The sequence below is a fragment of the Devosia sp. P3_B2 genome, assembly GCF_056402875.1.
This window is the reverse complement of sequence record NZ_JBFUGO010000010.1, coordinates 280209-297777: the sequence shown is the minus strand read 5'-3', so window position 1 is coordinate 297777 and position 17569 is coordinate 280209. Positions and strand designations below refer to the sequence as shown.

Sequence of the window (17569 nt, the reverse complement as noted above, 5' to 3'; positions counted from 1 at the left end):
GCTTTCGGAAGCCCTCTCGGTCATGTTATTGCCGCGTTTCGTGCCTTGAAGAGCGCACGAACAAGGGTGGCCGGGAGAGCCACCGATGGTAGGACACCACAAGGAAATTCAATGACCCTCAAAAAGCTCGTCGTTGCTGGTTTCGCGGTCGCCGCACTGATGATGCCCTCTTTCGGGGCGCTCGCGCAGGACGCCGCCCCGGCAGCCCCCGCCGAGGGTGCGGCCGCACCGGCGGCGCCTGCTGCGGATGCAGCCGCCGCGCCGGCAGCCGCTGCCAACCCGGGCCAGAACTGGCTCAAGGTCTGCGACCCGATCGACGGCGGCAAGCAGGCTTGCATCATGCGCCAGGTCGTCGTCGCCAACGGCCAGTTCCTCGGCTCGTTCCTGTTGCGCGACGATCCGGGCCAGGAAAGCCGCCTGCTCGCCGTTGCGGCGGTGCCGCTCGGGGTGCTGCTGCCCTTCGGCCTCACCTGGCAGATCGACGGCGGCAAGCCGATCCGCGTGCCGTTCATGCTCTGCGATCCGCAGAGCTGTGCCACCCAGCTGGTGATCAACGAGGCCTACGTGAACAGCCTCAAGAAGGGCGGCGTGCTGAAGCTCACCGCCAAGAATCGCCAGAACAAGGATCTTGTGATCGACATCACGCTGGCCGGTTTCACCACCGTCTATGACGGCGAGGCGGCGATGACCTTCGACGAGTTCAACAAGCAGTCGACCGCGCCGACCGCGCTGGAAAAGCAGCTGCAGGATCGCGCCGAAGAACTGCGCAAGCAGCTCGGCACCGATGGCGCTGCTCCGCCGGCGACGCCTCCCGCACAGTAAGCGGGTCCGACGATTGAATTGAAAAGGGCGCCCTCGGGCGCCCTTTTTCGTGTCAGCGGCTGCCCATGCCGAGGCCGAAGGCCTGCTTGCGTAGCGGCGGCAGCAGGCGCAACGCCCAGAGGCCGCCAGCGCGCAGCGCTTGTGCCGGCAGGAAGTCGCTGAGCAGGGAGCGGAACAGCGCGTCGACCATGCCGCCGGTGCGCTCGAGATCGTCGGCGCGGCGAGCGGCGTAGTCGGTGCTGACGGCGTTGGCCCAGCCGGGAGCGCCGCGGTTCACGTTTATGAGCGACGCAGCGAGGTCCGCGACATCGCGCAGGCCGAGATTGAGCCCCTGGGCGCCGATGGGCGGGAAGGCGTGCGCTGCCTCGCCGGCTAGCACGATGCCATCCATGCCGGCCCGCTCAACGGTAAGCGTCGAGAGCAGGAACATGTGCGCCGGCGTCAGCAGCTTGATGTCGCCGAACAGCCGCTGCGATTTCTTGAGGAAGATCTCGCGCAGCCCTTCCGGGCCGGCGGCCTGCGCTGTCTTCAGGACCTCGCGATCGTCGATCCAGACGAGGTTGGCGCGAGCGTCGCCGGCAGGGACCAGGGTGAACGGCCCCTGCTCGTAATGAAACTCGACGGAAGCGCCGCCGAGCGGCCGGCCGAGCTCCAGGTCGCAGACCAATGCCGACTGGGTAAAGCCGTGCTCGCGGGCGCGGAAATCCGTCGCAACGCGCACCAGCGACTTCTTGCCGTCCGAGCCGACCACCAGCGGCGCTTCGATGATGCTGCCATCGGCGAGGGTGAGCACCCAGCCGTTGTCGCCGCGATCGATGCTGGAGAGGGCCACTTCGCGCGTCTCGAGATTGTCGCGCGTTGCACGCGCCGCCTCGAAGGCTTCGAGCAGCTTGATGTTGGGGAAGTTCCAGCCGAAGGCATCGAGGCCCGCGTCCTTGCTGTCGAACAGCGTCTCCGGCGCCCGGATCAGCCGATCGGTGGCGTCGATGATGCGGATCTGGGTCAGCGGGTGGCCCAGCGCGGCAGGGTCGGTGACCAAGCCGGAAGCGCGGAGGTAGTCGACACTCGGCCCCATCAGGGCGGAGGTGCGGCGATCGGGCGGCCCCTTGGGCGCGAGGTGGACGGTACGCAGCCCGGCGCGCGCTACGGCGACCGCAGCAGCGACCCCGGCGAGCCCACCACCCACGACGACAGCTTCGGGCGCGCCGCTCATCGGGCCAGCGCCAGCCGCTTGTCGCGTCCGCTCGGGATGATCAACGCACCGGCATAGGAGCCGGCGAACATCGCAAGGAGGAACAGCAGCAGGTTGTCGGGCCAGAAGGCGATCAGCGAGATAGCCGGGCCCGGGCAGATGCCCGACATGCCCCAGCCGATGCCGAACAGCGCGGCGCCACCGACCAGCGGGGCGTCGATATGGTGGAACTCGGGCTCATGGAACTGCGCGTCGAACAGCGGCGCCTGGCGCCGGCGGCCGATGCGGATGGCAATGAACATCACCCCGATCGCCGCGACGATGACGAAGGCGAGGCTCGGATCCCAGCCGCCGGTGGGAATGGCGGTGAAGTCGAGGAAGCGCAGGACCTTCAGGGGATCCACCATCTGCGAGATGTAGAGCCCGGCACCGAACAGCAGGCCGCTGACGGCGGCGGTGGCGAGATAGGGGAGGCGGATGGAGGCGGCCATGTCAGACGATCCCGGTGATGGCGACAGTGAGGATGGCAACGGAAAAGAACACGCCGACCGCGACGAACGAGCGCCTCGATAGCCGCGCGATACCGCAGACGCCGTGGCCGGAGGTGCAGCCGTTGCCGATCTTGGTGCCGAATCCGATCAGCAGGCCCGACACAGCGATCCAGAGCGGGGTGGGGATGCCCCAGCCCGCCGGCGGTGCGGCAAGCTGCGCCGGCTGACCGCCGGGACCGCCGACGCCCAATCCTGGGAAGAGGTACGACGCCGCAAGGGCGCCTAGTACCAGAGCCGCGAGGAACACCAGGCGCCACACAACGGTGCGCGCCGGCGGCAGCAACTGCCCAAAAATCCCAGAGATGCCGGCGATGCGGCCGTTGCCGAGCCACAGCACCGCCGAGGCGAGCCCGATGAGCACACCGCCAATCAAGGCGGGGATAGGAGAGAACGAGTCCATTGAGGAACTTTCGAATGGGATCTGGCACTTACAGTATCAGCGGCAGGGTCGACGGACCAGCTTCGGGACGATGCGATCATCCCACGGCCAGGGGGCGCGGTGAAAAACCGCACCCTGTGCTGAGCGGGCCGCGAACTCTTTCAACTGTGGGCTCAGCGCCCTAAGTATGTCGCCACGCCAAAAACAAAACGGAGCTGTCGATGCTGGAACTCCTCTACGATCCCAACGTGTGGGCCGCCTTCCTGACCCTCACTGTGATGGAGATCGTTCTCGGCATCGACAACATCGTCTTCATCTCAGTACTGGTTTCGCGCCTCCCCAAGGAGCAAGCCGACAGGGCTCGCCGCCTCGGCCTGTCGCTGGCGCTGATCTTCCGCATCCTGCTGTTGCTGGTGATTTCGTGGGTCATCGGCCTGACCCAGCCGGTATTCGACTTCAACGGCTTTGCCCCGTCGTGGAAGGACATCATCCTCATCGCCGGTGGCGCCTTCCTGATCTACAAGGCGACGCACGAGATGCATGCCGAGATCGAGGAGCCGCACGAGCCGGACCTGAAGAAGCAGGCGAGCATGGCCTTCGCCGCGATCATCAGCCAGATCATCGTGATCGATATGGTGTTCTCGATCGACTCGATCGTTACGGCCGTTGGCATGGCCGACCACGTCGAAGTGATGATCGCCGCGGTTATCGTCGCGGTCGGCATCATGTTCGTGGCGTCCGGCCCGGTGGCCGACTTCGTCGCCAAGCATCCGACCACCAAGATGCTGGCGCTGGCCTTCCTGCTGCTGATCGGCGTGTCGCTGGTCGGCGATGGCCTCGGTTTCCACATTCCCAAGGGCTATATCTACGCCGCGATGGGCTTCTCGGTGCTGGTCGAAGCGATCAACATCATTGCCAAGGAGCGCCGGAACAAGCGCGCCGCCGCAGCCGGCCTGCCGCACAAGGCCGCGGCCGCCGCGCTGGTGCCGGCAAACGCCGCCGCCGAGGCGATCGCGCCGTCCAAGCCGAAGCCCAAGTCCACGCCGTCGTCGCGCGCCCGTGCGAAGCCCAAGTCAGCCCCGAGGAAGTAAGCCATGAGCCGCGCCTTCGTCGTCCGAGAGTATGGTGGCCCCGAGCAGCTGAAGCTCGAACAGGTCGAAGTTGGTGCGCCCGGCGAAGGGCAGCTCAAGATCCGCAACAAGGCGATCGGGCTCAACTTCGTCGATGTCTACCAGCGCAGCGGGCTCTACAAGACGCCACTACCGTTCACCGCGGGCAACGAGGGGGCCGGCGAGGTGATCGCTGTGGGGCCGGGCGTCGCCGGCTTCAAGGTCGGCGATCGCATCGCCTATCAGGGACCAGTAGGGGCCTATGCCGACGAGCGATTGCTGCCGGCCGAGAAGGCCGTGCATCTGCCGGACGGCATCAGCTACGAGGTGGCCGCCGCCGCGTTGCTGAAGGGCGCCACCGCATTCTACCTGCTGCACTGGACGCATGAGCTGAAGGCGGGCGAGACCATCCTAGTCCACGCGGCCGCCGGCGGCACCGGGCAGATCCTCACGCAGTGGGCCAAGGCCATCGGCGCCAATGTCATCGGCACCGCCGGCTCCGAGGAGAAGTGCGAGATCGTTCGCAAGAACGGCGCCGACCTAGCGATCAACTACAAGACCGACGACTTCGTGGCGCGGGTGAAGGAGTTCACCGGGGGCAAGGGCGTCGACGTGGTCTATGACGGGGTGGGGCAGGCGACGTTCGAGCCGTCGCTCGACTGCCTCAAGGTGCGTGGCCTGATGGTCAGCTTCGGCAACGCCTCGGGCCCCGTGTCGATCCCAAAGCTCGGCATCCTTGCCGAGAAGGGGTCGCTTTATGTCACGCGACCGACCGGGGCGGGGTACTTCCGTACGGCGGAAGACCTGCGCATCGCCGCAGACGCACTGTTCAACCTGATCGAGCTGGGCAAGATCAAGATCGCCATCGACCAGACTCGCCCCCTCGCCGAAGCCGTGGAAGCGCAGAAGGCGCTCGAGGCGCGGGCCACCACGGGCTCGACGCTGCTCTTGCCGTAAGGCGCGGCTGACGCTAAACGCGTGACCGTCGGGCAGGTGGCAGAGCGGTTGATTGCTCCGGTCTTGAAAACCGGCGAACGTGAAAGCGTTCCGGGGGTTCGAATCCCTCCCTGCCCGCCATTCCACCAGATCGACAGCTGGAGCGACCGGACGGATGCCCGGTCGCCAAGAGCCGACTAGCGCCAGCCGAGCGCGGGCGCTACGTGGGTCAGGATGGATTCGATTACGTGGGCGTTGTAGTCGACGCCGAGCTGGTTGGGGACGGTGAGCAGCAGCGTGTCGGCCGCCTTGATGGCTTCGTCCTCGGCCAGTTCCTTGATCAGCATGTCGGGCTCGGCGGCGTAACTGCGGCCGAAGACCGCCTGCTTGCCCGGCTCGATGTAGCCGAAATGGTCCTGGCTCTGGCCATCGCCGCCGAAATAGGCGCGGTCCATGTCGTTGACCAAAGCGAAGATCGAGCGGCTGACCGAGACGCGCGGCGTGCGCGTGTGGCCGGCATCGGCCCAGGCCTTGCGGTAGGCGGCGATTTGCTCGGCCTGCTGGATGTGGAAGGGCTTGTCGGACTCGGCCATGACGAGGGTCGAGCTCTGCAGGTTCACCCCGAGCGTGCCGGCCCATTGCGCCGTGGGGGTCGTCGCGGCGCCCCACCAGATGCGGTCGCGCAATCCCTCCGAATGGGGCTCGAGACGCAGTAGCCCGGGCGGATTGGCAAACATCGGCCTTGGGTTGGGCTGCGCGAAGCCCTTGCCCTGCAGCACGTCTAGGAAGACCTCGGCATGGCGGCGGGCCATGTCGGCGTCGGTCTTGCCTTCCTCTGGGGCGTAGCCGAAGTAGCGCCAGCCATCGATTACCTGCTCGGGCGAGCCACGGCTGATGCCGAGCTGCAGGCGGCCGCCGGCGATGATGTCGGCGGCGCCGGCGTCCTCTGCCATGTAGAGCGGGTTCTCGTAGCGCATGTCGATGACAGCGGTGCCGATCTCGATGCGGCTGGTCTTGGCGCCGACGGCCGCCAGTAGCGGGAACGGTGAAGCCAGCTGGCGCGCGAAATGGTGGACCCGGAAATAGGCGCCGTCAGCCCCCAGCTCTTCGGCCGCGATCGCAAGGTCGATTGATTGCAGCAAGGCGTCGGAGGCCGACCGGGTCTGCGACTGCGAGGAGGGCGTCCAATGCCCAAACGAGAGAAAACCGATCTTCTTCAATGTCGTGCAACCTCGAGTTTTCGCGGAAAGGGCGGCTCACCATGGGGCGGCGCGGCCTTATGACGGTATTCCGTCGACGGCATTTAGCAAGAACCGGGCGCCGACGCGACCCTTGACAGTCCTTGCGAAAGAGAGCGCCGTAACTTTGTCCGCCGGATCACGGCGGCATCAGGCTCATCGCCCGTTCTTCAACCGAAGGGGACTGACATGCCAAACCACGTCTACAAGAAGATTGATCTCGTCGGCTCGTCGTCGGTATCCATCACCGATGCTGTCGAGGGGGCCATTGCGCGGGCCAGCAAGACCACGAGGAACCTCGAATGGTTCGAGGTCGAGCAGGTGCGCGGCTCCATCTTCGAGGGGAAGGTCGCCCAGTATCAGGTGGTGCTGAAGGTCGGCTTCCGCATCGAAGATCCGAGCTGATCGCTTACGGGCGCACCCACTGGGTCTGCACCACGCCACGGTCGATCAGTTCCATGTCGCGAGCTTCGAGGCCCGCGCCGGGAAGGACGAAGCGTGGGTGTCCCTTGCTGAAGCAGGGGATGCCATCCTCGAGGCTGAGCCCACGAACTTCCGACAGTACGAAGCGGTCGTAGAAGGGGATGAAGTGGTCGAACGTGCCGGTCCCGCCGGTGATGGCGATCACGCCTTCGGCGATGCCGAGGCGCTCGAGCACCACGCCGATCTCCATGCCGGACGGGTTCCACAGTGTGGTCAGCGCGTCGTCCGGATCGGGCCGCAGGTCGGCCACGGAGCGGCTGAGCACGAGACGGCGACGGCCGGGATTGGGATGCCGTGTGTGCCCGAGCCGTCCCAGCACCACCAACGCCGCCGCGTCGAGCGCCGCCTGGAAGATGCGCCAGTCGGCCTCGTTGCGCAGCGCCGGCGGCATGGTGCCGTCGGCGGCGGCGATCATGCCGTCCACCGAGACGATGGCGTGGCCTTCGACGATGACGCTGGAGTCGGGAATGGACATGATCCGGCTCTAGCGCGCCGCACGACCGGCAGCAAATGGAGATTGGGGCTTTCGGCGCGGCGGGCCCATGCTAGGTCAGGAGCGTGAGCGTCCGGAGCCCAAATTGACACCGCTGATCCTGCCACTGGGCGACCGGGGACTGCTGGTGCGGTTCGGCGAGACGTTGTCCGACGAGGCCAACCGCGCGGCGATTGACCTTGCGACGCGGGTTGAGGCGGCAGACGTTCCCGGTGTCGTCGAGGTAGTGCCGAACCTTGTCTCGGTGCTGCTGCGTTACGAGCCCGCGACGATCACTTTCGACCGACTGGCTGGTGAGGTGCGGCTACTGATCTCCGGTCCGGGTAACGCGGTGCCCCCTGGGAGGCAGCACAAGGTGGCGGTGACGTTCGATGGCGAGGACGTCGAGGAGGTGGCGAGTCTTGCGAAGCTGTCGGCTACAGCATTCGTCGCGGGCCACAACGCCGCGCCGCTGCGCGTGCTGGCGACCGGGTTTGCGCCGGGGTTCATTTATTGCGGCATGCATGCGGAGGCGCTGATCGTGCCGCGGCGCACGGTCGTGCGACGGCAGGTGCCGGCTGGTACCGTGCTGTTTGCGGCGGGGCAGACGGCGATAACGTCGACGCCGATCCCGACCGGGTGGCATGTCATCGGCCGCACCGGCTTTCGGAATTTCGATCCTGCTCGTGAACCACCAACGACGGTGCGCGCCGGCGACCAGATTCGCTTCGAGGTTGCCTCGTGAGCTCGATCCGCATCGTTCGTGCCGGGCCGCTGGTAACACTGCAGGATGGTGGGCGGCCGGGGCTGCTGCGACATGGGATCAGCGCCTCGGGTCCAATGGATCGCGCGGCGTTCGAGCGCGCCGGGGGCTGGCTCGGCGCGGCTGGGGCGACCGGGATCGAGTTCACGATGGCAGGGTTGAGCTTTGCGGTCGGCGGCAGCGTGAGCATGGCCTGCGATGGTGGAGTGTTCGAACTGAGCATCGACGGCGTGGCTCAGTCCTGGCCGACGCGGGCGGTGCTGAAGGCGGATGCCGTAGTCGACATCAGGCCGGGCCCGGCGGGCAATTATGGCTATCTGCGGTTCGATCGGGAGATCGACGTGCCCTTGGTGATGGGCAGCCGGTCCACCAGTTCGATCGCCGGGATTGGCGGGTATGGTGGACGGGCCCTGATGGCTGGTGATGTCCTGAGCCTTGGCGACTCGTCGCCCCGGCGTCCATCGCAACATCCGCGGCCGACGCCGGTGACGGATGGCCCCATTCGTATCGTCTGGGGTATCCACGCCGATCGCTTCTCGGCCGTGACGCGTCAGCGGTTCGTTACGGAAAGCTTCGTCGTGTCGCCGCAGTTGGACCGGATGGGGGTGCGACTGGGAGACCGCGGTGGGGTGTTCGCCGATGCGAAGATACTGTCGCTGGTTTCCGATGCCGTGGTGCCGGGGGATATCCAGATCCTCGGCGATGGAACACCGATCGTGCTGATGCGGGATCACCAGCCGACCGGGGGCTATCCGCGGATCGCGACCGTTGCATCGGCGGATTTCGATCGGTTCGCGCAGTTGCGGCCAGGGGCCGAGGTGCGGTTCGAGCCAGTGACGGTGGCGCATGCTGAAGGACTGAAGCGGTGAACGAACTCGATCTCAATGCCGACCTTGGCGAGGGCATGCCGCACGATGCCGCGCTGCTCGACATCGTCTCGTCGGCCTCGATTGCCTGTGGCGGGCACGCAGGCGACGAGACGACGATGCGGCTGGCCCTGCGCGCTGCCAAGGCGCGCGGCGTGGCAGTGGGGGCGCATCCGGGGTTTGCCGATCGCGAGCATTTCGGACGGCGTCGGCTGTTCCTGCCGCCGGAGCAGCTAGACGAGCAGGTGCGCAGCCAGGTGCGGATGCTGGTGGAGTTCGCCGAGGAGGAAGGTGTCCCGGTGCGCTATCTGAAGCTGCACGGGGCGCTGGCCAACATGGCCGCCGAAGAGCCGGCGGTGGCGGCGTTGTGCTTCGCCTCGGTCACCGGACTGGTGCCGGGGCTGGCGGTGCTGGCGATAGACGACAGCGCACAGGTCGAGGTGGCGGAGACGCTTGGCTATCCGGTGGTGCGGGAGGCGTACGCCGATCGCGCCTATCAGCCCAACGGGCTACTGGTGCCGCGGTCGGAGTCGGGGGCGGTGCTGCACGACGCTGGCGCGATTGCAGAGCGGGCAGTGCGGCTGGCGCGGGCTGGGGAGTTGGTGGCGATCGACGGGTCGGTGATCCAGACCCGGGCCACCTCGCTCTGCATTCACGGCGATACCGACGAGGCGGTAGCGATTGCGCGCGCCGTGCGGCAGGCGCTGCAGGCGGAAGGGATCGCGATCCGCGCGCCTTACTGAGGTTGCACCGACGCGCGACTTGTTCCATATCGGCGGCTCCAGCCCAAGGAGCCTCCATGACCGCCAAGATCATCGACGGAAAGACCTATGCCGAGGGGCTGCGCGCGCGCATCGCCGGCCATGTCGAGCGGCTGAAGCGGGAGCACGACGTGACGCCGGGGCTGGCTGTGGTGATCGTCGGGCATGATCCCGGTAGCCAGATCTATGTGAGTCAGAAAGCCAAGCAGACCGTCGAGGTCGGCATGCACTCGGAAAAGTACGAGCTGCCCGAGGACGCTTCGGAGGCCGAAGTGCTGGCGCTGGTCAAGAACCTCAACGAGGATCCGGCCATCCACGGCATCCTGGTGCAGCTGCCGCTGCCCAAGCAGATCGACCCCAACAAGGTCATCGCCACCATCTCGCCGGACAAGGATGTCGACTGCTTCACCCCGGCTAGTGTAGGCAAGGTGCAGATCGGCCTTCCCGGCCCGGTATCGTGCACGCCTCTCGGCTGCCTGATGCTGCTGCGCGACACGCTCGGCTCGCTCGAGGGACTGAACGCAGTGATCGTCGGGCGCTCGAACCTCGTCGGCAGGCCCATGGCGCAACTGCTGCTGCGCGAGAACTGCACGGTGACGGTGGCGCACTCCAAGACCAAGGATCTCGCGGACGTTGTGCGCCGGGCCGATATCGTCGTTGCGGCGGTGGGGCGGCCCCAAATGATCAAGGGCGACTGGATCAAGCCGGGAGCCACGGTGATCGATGTGGGCATCAACCGCATCCCGGCGCCGGAGCGCGGCGAGGGCAAGACGCGGCTGCTTGGGGACGTCGACTTCGCGGCCGCGTCGGAAGTGGCAGGAGCGATCACGCCGGTGCCAGGTGGTGTCGGGCCGATGACCATCGTGTGCCTGTTGGCCAATACGGTGACGACGGCATCGCTGATCAACGGCATCGAGCCGCCGAGGGATTTGACGCCCTAGGACTTCGAGGCGGCGTACGCGTCGGCCAACCGCTTCGGGGCGCGGAACCGCCAGGCGTCCTCCAGTCGCAGCGACAGTTCTTCGTCGCCAATGACTTCGAGCCGCACCAGCAGACCCGGCCAGCCTTTGAAGTGGTCAGTCTGCCAGTAGATGTCGGGCGCCATCTCCATCAGCAGCTCTTTCTGCTCAAGCGGGCAGTGGAGGACCATCTCCTGCGGGCCGCGCACCGAGGCGAAATTCTTGCCCTTCACTTTGATCGATGGCGCGCCGTAGCTGGTGGACTGACTGACCTCGGGCAGGCCTAGCGCCGAGCACAGGCGCAGCATGCGGGCCATCTCGGCTTCCTTGGTCCTCGCCATCGCCATCTCCCTCTGAGCGAAGCAAAAAACAGCGGTCGACTGGGCAGCAAGTCTGGCGCATCTGCAACCGATTGGCTACACCAGCCTTGAACCCGAAGCGCCAGCCTCCCGGGGTCTCCATGACCAACGAATCCGACATCGCGGAAATCGGGGAAACCCGGCCCGATCCGAACGCGCTTCGCGGCCCGGACGATCACCTCAACCAGGAGTGGATCGAGCGCCTGCGCGCCCACTTGTCGGCTGGCGAAGAGCATGATGTCGCCGAGATGATGGAGCCGCTGCACGCATCCGATGCGGGCGACGTGCTGGAGGCGCTGGAGCAGGACGAGCGCGTCGCGCTGGTCCAGATGCTGGGCGACAAGTTCGACTACCTGGCGCTGACCGAGGTCGACGACAACGTTCGTACCGACCTGATCGAGGAACTGCCTGCCGAGGACGTGGCGCGCGGCGTCGCGACGCTCGACAACGACGACGCCGTCTACATCCTCGAGGACATGGATGCCGGCGACCGCGAGGAGATCCTCGCGCAGCTGCCGGCCTTCGAGCGGCTGAGCCTCAAGCGCAGCCTCGATTTCCCCGAGGACTCCGCCGGCCGGCGGATGCAGACCGATTTCATCGCCATCCCGCCATTCTGGGCGGTCGGGCAGACCATCGACTACCTGCGGGTCGAGAAGGATCTGCCGGACGAGTTCTTCCAGCTCTACGTCGTCGATCCGAGCTACCGGGTGCTGGGCACCATTCCGCTCGACAAGTTCCTGCGCGCCAGGCGGCAGGTGCGGATCGAAGACCTGATGAACCGCGATGTCCTCACCGTCGATGCGACCGAAGACCAGGAAGAGGCAGCGCGCGACTTCGAGCGCTACGATCTCGTCGAAGTGGGTGTGGTCGATGAGAACAAGCGGCTCGTCGGCGTGCTGACGGTCGACGACATCGTTGACGTGATCCACGAAGAGGCCACCGAAGACATCAAGCTGCTCGGCGGCGTGGGTGATGAAGAACTGTCGGACAACGTGCTGTCGACCGTGCGCAGCCGTGCGCCGTGGCTGGTGGTGAACCTCTTCACTGCGATGCTGGCCTCGTTCGTCATCAGCCTGTTCAACGGCACAATCGAGCAGATGGTGGCGCTTGCCGCACTGATGCCCATCGTCGCCTCGATGGGCGGCAACGCCGGAACGCAGACCATGACGGTGACGGTGCGTGCGTTGGCGACGCGCGACCTCGATCGCGGCCGGGTCCGCCGGCTGATCACCCGCGAAGTCACCGGCGGCTTCCTCAATGGCTGCATCTTCGCGGTGCTGATCGGGTTGGTCACCTGGCTGCGCTACGCAAATCTGAGTCTGGGGCTGGTGATCGGCCTCGCCATGATCATCAACATGATTGCGGCAGGCAGCGCTGGAATATTGATCCCGCTGAGCCTCAACAGGCTGAAGGTCGACCCCGCGATCGCCTCCTCGGTGTTCGTCACCACCGTGACCGATGTCATTGGATTCTTCGCGTTTCTTGGGCTGGCGGGGCTGTGGTTCGGGCTGTTCTGAAAGCCGTCCACAAGTAATACACGACCTATCCACTGTGGCTTTCCCGCCACTTCCCAACCACGCCCTTGCCGGGTTAACGAATCATTACTGTCGCAATTCCGTCACTGTGTGTGGTTGCGGCAGCCCTGTGAACGGCAAGAAGGAGCTTTGATGAGAGGCCAATCAAAGACCGAATGGTGGCGTTCGGCAGTGCCGACGGTGTCCTGGACACTGGTCTGTTTGCTGGCAATGTCACTCGTGTTCACTATCGTTGCCGGCGCCTAGGACGGAGCGCAACTGGACCTGAAGGTCCTTCGATAGTACAGAATTTTGGAAGGGCGCCGGGCCACCGGCGCCCTTCCGCATTTGAGGCCTACCATGAAGCTAATCTTCGGCAACCGTAACTACTCGAGCTGGTCGCTGCGCGCCTGGCTGGTGCTCCGCCACTTTGGAATCCCCTTCGACGAGGACCTGGTCCTGCTCAGCGGCGAAGGCTGGAAAGAAAACCTCCGCAAGAAATCGCCGAGCGGCCGGGTGCCGGTGCTGGTGGATGGCGACGTCGTGCTCCCCGAGACGACCGCCATTTTTGAGTACCTGCACGACAAGTACCCGGCCAAGGGCATCTGGCCGTCTAACCGGGTCGAGCGGGCATATGCGCGCTCTGCTGCAGCCGAGATGCATGGCGGTTTCAACGCGCTGCGCGACGCTGCGCCGATGAACCTGCGTGCCTCGCATCCGGGCAAGGTCGATTTCGACGAGGTCGCCGATGACCTGAAGCGCATCGAGCGGCTGTGGGGCGATCTGCTGTCGCGCTCGGGCGGGCCGTATTTGTTCGGCGCGTTCAACGCCGCGGACGCGATGTTCGCGCCGGTCGCCACTCGCATCCGCACCTACGAGCTGCCGGTCAGCGACCTGGCGCAGGAATATGTCGAGGCGATCTATGCGCTGCCGGCGTTCCAGGAGTGGTTGGCCGAAGCGGTGAAGGAGCCCTGGGTGGTCGAACAAGACGAGATTGACATCATCAACGCCAAGCGGGACGCGGCCGGCAACGCATGATGCATATGATCAAGCTCTGCGTCGGTGTGGCGACGCTGGAGGAACTGGAGAGCTATCGCAACGAGCGGGCTCACTGGTGGGGCGCCGACTATGGCGAGGACGTCCATGTCCACCGCACCCGCACCATGCCCAAGCGCAAGGACGAGATGGAGGGTCAGGGCTCGATCTATTGGGTGATCTCGGGTGTCGTGCGCTGCCGCCAACCGATCCTGCGGCTCGCCGAAGCGGTGGATGAGCAGGGCCTGAAGTGCTGCGACATCATCATGGCGCCGGATATGGTGCGCACGATCCCGCGGCCGAAATCGCCGTTCCAGGGGTGGCGCTATCTCGACCCGAAGGACGCTCCGCCCGACATTGGCGAGGGCGGCTTCGAGGAGGAGGGCTCGATAGAGATCGCCGAGGAACTGGCACGATTGGGATTGATCTGATGGACTTGACTGAGATCAAGGGCGTCACTGTTGGCTTCTACGAGGGGCCGACCATCGCGACCGAAGCGGACTCGAACGATGTAATCGGCTCGACCTACGGGTTGGGCGTCGATCTCATCGCGATTCCTGTGGAGCGGCTGGTGGATGACTTCTTTTGGCTGAGCAGCAGGCTGGCCGGTGCCGTGCTGCAGAAGTTCCAGCAGTATGGCTTCCGGGTCGCCATCCTTGGCGACATTTCCCGCTTCACCGTCGAGAGCCCATCGCTGCGCGACTTCGTCTATGAGAGCAACAAGCGCGGGCAGGTCCTGTTTCTCGCCGACCGCGCGGAGCTGGAAGCGCGGCTTTAGGGTGACGGTCCACGCCCGTCATCGGCAGATGCTGAAACACCCCTTGAACGGTGCAGGCGATCTCATCAATAGTTCCGGCGGGCAGATACATACCGAATCCCGAAATCGCGTCGCTTCGGGTCACCGGAGCGGCAGGGGAGACTGATGGGCAGGACAGGGACGCATGTCATTGTCGTGGGCAATGAGAAGGGCGGCTCAGGCAAGTCGACCACTGCATTCCATCTCGCCGTTTTCCTGATGTATCAAGGCTTTCGCGTCGCCTCGATCGACGTCGACAGCCGCCAGCAGACCCTCACCCAGTACGTCCGCAACCGCCGCAACTGGGCCCAGGCACACGACCTGAAGCTGCCGCATGCGACGCACTATCACCTGCCACTGTCGAAGTCGGATTCGGTCAAGGAGAACCAGCGAGTCGAGTTCGACCTGTTCCGGCAGGCGATCATCGAGGTCGAGGGCGACGCGGACTTCCTGATCGTCGATACGCCGGGTTTCGACACCCATCTGACTCGGCTGGCGCACTCGCTGGCCGATACGCTGATCACCCCGCTGAACGACTCGATCATCGACCTCGACGTGATGGCGCATGTGGATCCGGTAACCGGCGATCCGCGGGAGATGAGCCATTACGCACGGCTGGTGCAGCGGGCGCGGACCGAGCGGCTGTCGATCGATGGGCGGACCATCGACTGGGTGATCGTGCGCAATCGCATCTCGATGCTGCCGTCGCGCAGCACCAGGATCGTACAGGGCGCCATAGAGAAGATTGCAGTAAGGCTCGGTTGCCGTGTGGCAGAAGGCATAGCGGAGCGCGTGATCTTTCGCTCGCTGTTCCCCACCGGCATGACCGTGTTCGATCCTCTCGATGAAGAGATGCTCGGCGGGCTGCCTTCGATGTCGCATCTCAGTGCCCGGCAGGAGTACCGGGCGTTGGTCGAGGCGCTGAGGCTGCCGGTAAGCGAGCGGGCCAAGGCGCGGATCGAAGGCGAGAAGGCGCTGGCCGCCACGGCGGGCGAGCCGGTCACCTTCGAGCACATGGCCGGCGAATAGACCTCGGGCGCGACGCGGCAGAACTCAGGTTCGCCGGGGCAGGGTGATGTGGACGGCGCGGGCGCCATCTGGATCAAACACGTCGAGTTCGATCTCGACATGCGGCATCAGCATGCGCCGGGTGCGGGCGCTGAGCGCCATCACCACGCCGAGCAGATCCCCGACACCGCGGCGCTTGAGGCCCGGATTGAAGCGCGTCACCATGGCGTTGACCGCCTGCCTGCGGACAACGGCATCTTCGGACGCGAGAGCCGACTGCCCTACAAATCGGGCGAGTTCGGATAGGCTAGACGTATCGCTCATTTGGGCTACTCCAACACAGGCCACAAATTCGCTTCCCTGGGGCGGCTGCTTTTTGCGTGCTTAGGACTGCATCGCGAGGCAGCTCATCTTGGCTTTCTTGAGCTCGTTGCACACACCGGCCGCGTCTTCACGGCCACCGAAACCGCCGAAGCGGGCGCGGAAGAACACTTGCCCGTTCTTCTCGAACCGTTCGACGTAAGAGCGGAACCCGGTGAGGTCACCAACCTTGGACGAGGCATCGGTGATCAGCGAGTTGGCGCCGCCCTCGGTGGGCGCTGCGCCGATCTGGACGATCCAGCCACCGGTGACGGCCTGCGGCTCCTCGGCCACGGCTGCAACCTGCAGCGCCGGCGGAGGGGTCTGGTCCTCGATGATATCTGGCGCGGTGTCGCCGATGCCGCCCGACGTCATCAGGTCGATCGGCTGGCCTTCCTCGCCGATGCCGACAGGCGGCAGCAGCGGAGCGGACGGGGCGGTCTGGCCCAGCGGGGCCGGGGCTGCGCCGAGCGAGAAGGTATCGCTGAGCCAGGCGCCGATCACATCGAGCGGACGCTCTTCCTGCGGGGCGATGCTGGCGATGGTCGGCCGGGTGGCGAGAGTGTTCGCTGCCTGTACTGCCTCGTCGAAGCCGAGGTCGGCCGGACGTGCCTCCGGCAACGGCGCGGCTTCGCCGATCGAGGCGACCACGATATCGTCGGGCTGCTGCGCGGCTTCTACCGGCTGCAGCTTGGCCGTGACGCTCACCGTGTCGCTACCGAGGCGGAAGGACGGGTAGGGCGCTGGCATGACCGGCACCGGATCGGCGGACGCGACCATGACGGTGGCGCCCTTGCGGCCCGGCTGCGGGATCATCGCGACATCGAGATAGCCGCCGCTGCGGCTCTTGGGCAGGTACTTCTTGACCAGTTCGCGCACCTTGGCATCGCGGGCGCCGCTGGAATCGAAGCCGAACCCGGCAACGACGATGTGGTGTCCATCGGCGCGGGCGGCGGTGAGCAGGTTGAAACCCGAGGCATTGGTGTAGCCGGTCTTGATGCCGTCCACGCCGTTGTTGCCGAGCAGGCGGTTGTGGTTGCCGTAGGTGCGCTTGCCGTACGAGAAGCTCTTGGTCTGGAAGAACTCGTAGTAGTTCGGGAAGTGCTGGTAGACGGCGATGCCGAGGATGGCCTGGTCGCGCACCGTGGTCACCTGGCCCTTGTCCGGCAGGCCCGAGGCGTTGCGGTAGGTGGTGCTGGCCATGCCGAGCGCCTTGGCTGTCGACGTCATGCGCTTTGCGAACGCGCTCTCTGAGCCTGAGATGTTCTCGGCGATGACGCGGGCAATGTCGTTGGCGGAAATGGTGACGATCGCCTTGATGGCGTTCTCGACAGTGATGGTCGAGCCGGCCTTGAGGCCGAGCTTGGTCGGCACCGCCTGCGAGGCGTATTTCGAGACGGTGAACTTGGTCTTCAAGGTAATGTTACCGGCCTCGAGTTCCTGGAACAGGACATAGAGGGTCATCACCTTGGTGACGGACGCCGGGTAGCGCGCGGCGTTCGCCGAGCTCTCGTACATCACCTTGCCGGATTTGGCGTCGATCACGATGCCCGCGAACTTGCGCGGCACGGATCCGGCGTCGGCTGCGCTGACCATGGGCAGGATCAATGCGAAGGCCAGCATCACCGCTGCCGTAAGGCGCGAAAACAGCCCGCGCATAAGGGAAAAATGCTTTTGCGAAAGCACCCGGTACTCCAAATACTCTCGGGCGGTAACGCCACCCGTACTCTACTCTTGGAGAAGCGGCGGTAGGTCCTCCCCAAACGAGACCCGCCACGCTCCCTGTCAGACGGCAGCTTAGGCAAGCGGTCTTACCATTCCGTAAAATGCGATGGATTTCGGGCACTTGGTTAAGCGGAGGTGACCCGCGCGACCTGCTCCAAAGTTTAGGTAGTTGGGCACTTAACAGTGGGGGAGTTTTGCCTACATAATGGCCTCACCATGCTGCTTCGAACCGATCTTCCCC

Annotated in this window: 21 protein-coding genes and 1 tRNA gene; 14 read left to right on the top strand and 8 right to left on the bottom strand. The window is 65.5% G+C overall.

The features are described from left to right. The first annotated feature begins 111 nt into the window (after positions 1-111). Positions 112-822, top strand: coding sequence for an invasion associated locus B family protein (locus AC1DV8_RS16510; RefSeq protein ID WP_477149116.1), 711 nt, complete (start codon positions 112-114; stop codon positions 820-822). A gap of 52 nt (positions 823-874) precedes the next feature. Here AC1DV8_RS16510 and AC1DV8_RS16505 read toward each other — a convergent pair whose 3' ends face one another. The 3 genes from AC1DV8_RS16505 to AC1DV8_RS16495 are packed head-to-tail and all read right to left on the bottom strand — an operon-like array spanning position 875 to position 2965. Beyond that, the gene (locus tag AC1DV8_RS16505; protein WP_477158191.1) at positions 875-2035 is read right to left on the bottom strand and encodes an FAD-dependent monooxygenase; all 1161 of its coding nucleotides are present in this window, start codon (positions 2033-2035) and stop codon (positions 875-877) included. Then, on the bottom strand, positions 2032-2505 hold the full coding sequence (locus AC1DV8_RS16500) for a DUF6691 family protein (RefSeq protein WP_477149118.1): 474 nt from the start codon (positions 2503-2505) through the stop codon (positions 2032-2034). Before AC1DV8_RS16500 ends, AC1DV8_RS16505 begins: the two co-directional genes overlap by 4 nt. 1 nt (position 2506) lies before the next feature. Further along, complete coding sequence (locus AC1DV8_RS16495; protein ID WP_477158190.1) at positions 2507-2965, bottom strand: YeeE/YedE family protein; 459 nt, start codon at positions 2963-2965, stop codon at positions 2507-2509. 200 nt (positions 2966-3165) lie between these two features. Between AC1DV8_RS16495 and AC1DV8_RS16490 the strand changes: the two genes are divergently transcribed. The 3 genes from AC1DV8_RS16490 (at position 3166) to AC1DV8_RS16480 (ending at position 5130) form a co-directional block, all read left to right on the top strand. Beyond that, complete coding sequence (locus AC1DV8_RS16490; protein ID WP_477158189.1) at positions 3166-4035, top strand: TerC family protein; 870 nt, start codon at positions 3166-3168, stop codon at positions 4033-4035. Positions 4036-4038: 3 nt separating this feature from the next. Continuing rightward, positions 4039-5010, top strand: a complete 972-nt coding sequence (locus AC1DV8_RS16485; protein ID WP_477158188.1) for a quinone oxidoreductase family protein — start codon at positions 4039-4041, stop codon at positions 5008-5010. A 30-nt stretch (positions 5011-5040) separates the two neighbouring features. After that, positions 5041-5130, top strand: a tRNA-Ser gene (locus AC1DV8_RS16480). 56 nt (positions 5131-5186) lie between these two features. Here the strand turns inward: AC1DV8_RS16480 and AC1DV8_RS16475 are convergent. Then, the gene (locus tag AC1DV8_RS16475; RefSeq protein WP_477158187.1) at positions 5187-6209 is read right to left on the bottom strand and encodes an LLM class flavin-dependent oxidoreductase; all 1023 of its coding nucleotides are present in this window, start codon (positions 6207-6209) and stop codon (positions 5187-5189) included. Positions 6210-6416: 207 nt separating this feature from the next. Between AC1DV8_RS16475 and AC1DV8_RS16470 the strand changes: the two genes are divergently transcribed. Beyond that, complete coding sequence (locus tag AC1DV8_RS16470) at positions 6417-6632, top strand: dodecin (protein WP_477158186.1); 216 nt, start codon at positions 6417-6419, stop codon at positions 6630-6632. Between the two features lie 4 nt (positions 6633-6636). Here AC1DV8_RS16470 and AC1DV8_RS16465 read toward each other — a convergent pair whose 3' ends face one another. Then, entirely contained in the window at positions 6637-7185 is a 549-nt protein-coding gene (locus AC1DV8_RS16465) for a dihydrofolate reductase family protein (protein ID WP_477149124.1), read from the bottom strand. Positions 7186-7288: 103 nt separating this feature from the next. Between AC1DV8_RS16465 and AC1DV8_RS16460 the strand changes: the two genes are divergently transcribed. The 4 genes from AC1DV8_RS16460 to AC1DV8_RS16445 are packed head-to-tail and all read left to right on the top strand — an operon-like array spanning position 7289 to position 10513. Beyond that, a complete protein-coding gene (locus tag AC1DV8_RS16460) occupies positions 7289-7927 on the top strand; it encodes a 5-oxoprolinase subunit B family protein (protein WP_477158185.1) in 639 nt (212 codons plus the stop codon). Next, positions 7924-8814, top strand: coding sequence for a 5-oxoprolinase subunit C family protein (locus AC1DV8_RS16455; RefSeq protein WP_477158184.1), 891 nt, complete (start codon positions 7924-7926; stop codon positions 8812-8814). The genes AC1DV8_RS16460 and AC1DV8_RS16455 overlap by 4 nt, the downstream gene beginning before the upstream one ends. After that, entirely contained in the window at positions 8811-9554 is a 744-nt protein-coding gene (locus tag AC1DV8_RS16450; protein ID WP_477149127.1) for a LamB/YcsF family protein, read from the top strand. Before AC1DV8_RS16455 ends, AC1DV8_RS16450 begins: the two co-directional genes overlap by 4 nt. Before the next feature lie 56 nt (positions 9555-9610). Continuing rightward, positions 9611-10513, top strand: coding sequence for a bifunctional methylenetetrahydrofolate dehydrogenase/methenyltetrahydrofolate cyclohydrolase (locus AC1DV8_RS16445; RefSeq protein WP_477158183.1), 903 nt, complete (start codon positions 9611-9613; stop codon positions 10511-10513). Here the strand turns inward: AC1DV8_RS16445 and AC1DV8_RS16440 are convergent. Next, positions 10510-10872 carry an MmcQ/YjbR family DNA-binding protein gene (locus AC1DV8_RS16440; protein ID WP_477149129.1) on the bottom strand — a complete coding sequence of 121 codons (363 nt, stop codon included), beginning with the start codon at positions 10870-10872 and terminating at the stop codon, positions 10510-10512. The two genes, AC1DV8_RS16445 and AC1DV8_RS16440, sit on opposite strands and share 4 nt — an antisense overlap. Positions 10873-10991: 119 nt before the next feature. Between AC1DV8_RS16440 and mgtE the strand changes: the two genes are divergently transcribed. The 5 genes from mgtE to AC1DV8_RS16415 all read left to right on the top strand — a co-directional run bounded on the left by mgtE (position 10992) and on the right by AC1DV8_RS16415 (position 15264). Continuing rightward, positions 10992-12407 carry a magnesium transporter gene (gene mgtE / locus AC1DV8_RS16435; RefSeq protein ID WP_477149130.1) on the top strand — a complete coding sequence of 472 codons (1416 nt, stop codon included), beginning with the start codon at positions 10992-10994 and terminating at the stop codon, positions 12405-12407. A 357-nt stretch (positions 12408-12764) separates the two neighbouring features. Beyond that, a complete protein-coding gene (locus tag AC1DV8_RS16430; RefSeq protein ID WP_477149131.1) occupies positions 12765-13442 on the top strand; it encodes a glutathione S-transferase family protein in 678 nt (225 codons plus the stop codon). Then, the gene (locus tag AC1DV8_RS16425; protein WP_477158182.1) at positions 13439-13870 is read left to right on the top strand and encodes a DUF1489 family protein; all 432 of its coding nucleotides are present in this window, start codon (positions 13439-13441) and stop codon (positions 13868-13870) included. The genes AC1DV8_RS16430 and AC1DV8_RS16425 overlap by 4 nt, the downstream gene beginning before the upstream one ends. Continuing rightward, entirely contained in the window at positions 13870-14217 is a 348-nt protein-coding gene (locus AC1DV8_RS16420; protein WP_477158181.1) for a DUF4180 domain-containing protein, read from the top strand. Before AC1DV8_RS16425 ends, AC1DV8_RS16420 begins: the two co-directional genes overlap by 1 nt. Positions 14218-14361: 144 nt before the next feature. Next, positions 14362-15264: a division plane positioning ATPase MipZ gene (locus tag AC1DV8_RS16415; protein ID WP_477158180.1), complete on the top strand. Its 903-nt coding sequence runs from the start codon at positions 14362-14364 to the stop codon at positions 15262-15264. 24 nt (positions 15265-15288) lie between these two features. Here AC1DV8_RS16415 and AC1DV8_RS16410 read toward each other — a convergent pair whose 3' ends face one another. Both AC1DV8_RS16410 and AC1DV8_RS16405 read right to left on the bottom strand, forming a co-directional pair. Then, positions 15289-15567, bottom strand: a complete 279-nt coding sequence (locus tag AC1DV8_RS16410; RefSeq protein WP_477149135.1) for a hypothetical protein — start codon at positions 15565-15567, stop codon at positions 15289-15291. Positions 15568-15627: 60 nt separating this feature from the next. Continuing rightward, entirely contained in the window at positions 15628-17289 is a 1662-nt protein-coding gene (locus AC1DV8_RS16405; RefSeq protein ID WP_477158179.1) for an SPOR domain-containing protein, read from the bottom strand. Positions 17290-17569: the final 280 nt, after the last annotated feature.

What these genes read in the sequence shown, in the direction of transcription:
- AC1DV8_RS16505 (WP_477158191.1), bottom strand. Translation starts at nt 2,035, where the DNA reads ATGAGCGGCGCGCCCGAAGCTGTCGTCGTGGGTGGTGGGCTCGCCGGG.
- AC1DV8_RS16510 (WP_477149116.1), top strand. Translation starts at nt 112, where the DNA reads ATGACCCTCAAAAAGCTCGTCGTTGCTGGTTTCGCGGTCGCCGCACTG.
- AC1DV8_RS16410 (WP_477149135.1), bottom strand. Translation starts at nt 15,567, where the DNA reads ATGAGCGATACGTCTAGCCTATCCGAACTCGCCCGATTTGTAGGGCAG.
- AC1DV8_RS16445 (WP_477158183.1), top strand. Translation starts at nt 9,611, where the DNA reads ATGACCGCCAAGATCATCGACGGAAAGACCTATGCCGAGGGGCTGCGC.
- AC1DV8_RS16420 (WP_477158181.1), top strand. Translation starts at nt 13,870, where the DNA reads ATGGACTTGACTGAGATCAAGGGCGTCACTGTTGGCTTCTACGAGGGG.
- AC1DV8_RS16440 (WP_477149129.1), bottom strand. Translation starts at nt 10,872, where the DNA reads ATGGCGAGGACCAAGGAAGCCGAGATGGCCCGCATGCTGCGCCTGTGC.
- AC1DV8_RS16470 (WP_477158186.1), top strand. Translation starts at nt 6,417, where the DNA reads ATGCCAAACCACGTCTACAAGAAGATTGATCTCGTCGGCTCGTCGTCG.
- AC1DV8_RS16490 (WP_477158189.1), top strand. Translation starts at nt 3,166, where the DNA reads ATGCTGGAACTCCTCTACGATCCCAACGTGTGGGCCGCCTTCCTGACC.
- AC1DV8_RS16500 (WP_477149118.1), bottom strand. Translation starts at nt 2,505, where the DNA reads ATGGCCGCCTCCATCCGCCTCCCCTATCTCGCCACCGCCGCCGTCAGC.
- AC1DV8_RS16465 (WP_477149124.1), bottom strand. Translation starts at nt 7,185, where the DNA reads ATGTCCATTCCCGACTCCAGCGTCATCGTCGAAGGCCACGCCATCGTC.
- AC1DV8_RS16430 (WP_477149131.1), top strand. Translation starts at nt 12,765, where the DNA reads ATGAAGCTAATCTTCGGCAACCGTAACTACTCGAGCTGGTCGCTGCGC.
- AC1DV8_RS16485 (WP_477158188.1), top strand. Translation starts at nt 4,039, where the DNA reads ATGAGCCGCGCCTTCGTCGTCCGAGAGTATGGTGGCCCCGAGCAGCTG.
- mgtE (WP_477149130.1), top strand. Translation starts at nt 10,992, where the DNA reads ATGACCAACGAATCCGACATCGCGGAAATCGGGGAAACCCGGCCCGAT.
- AC1DV8_RS16415 (WP_477158180.1), top strand. Translation starts at nt 14,362, where the DNA reads ATGGGCAGGACAGGGACGCATGTCATTGTCGTGGGCAATGAGAAGGGC.
- AC1DV8_RS16425 (WP_477158182.1), top strand. Translation starts at nt 13,439, where the DNA reads ATGATGCATATGATCAAGCTCTGCGTCGGTGTGGCGACGCTGGAGGAA.
- AC1DV8_RS16495 (WP_477158190.1), bottom strand. Translation starts at nt 2,965, where the DNA reads ATGGACTCGTTCTCTCCTATCCCCGCCTTGATTGGCGGTGTGCTCATC.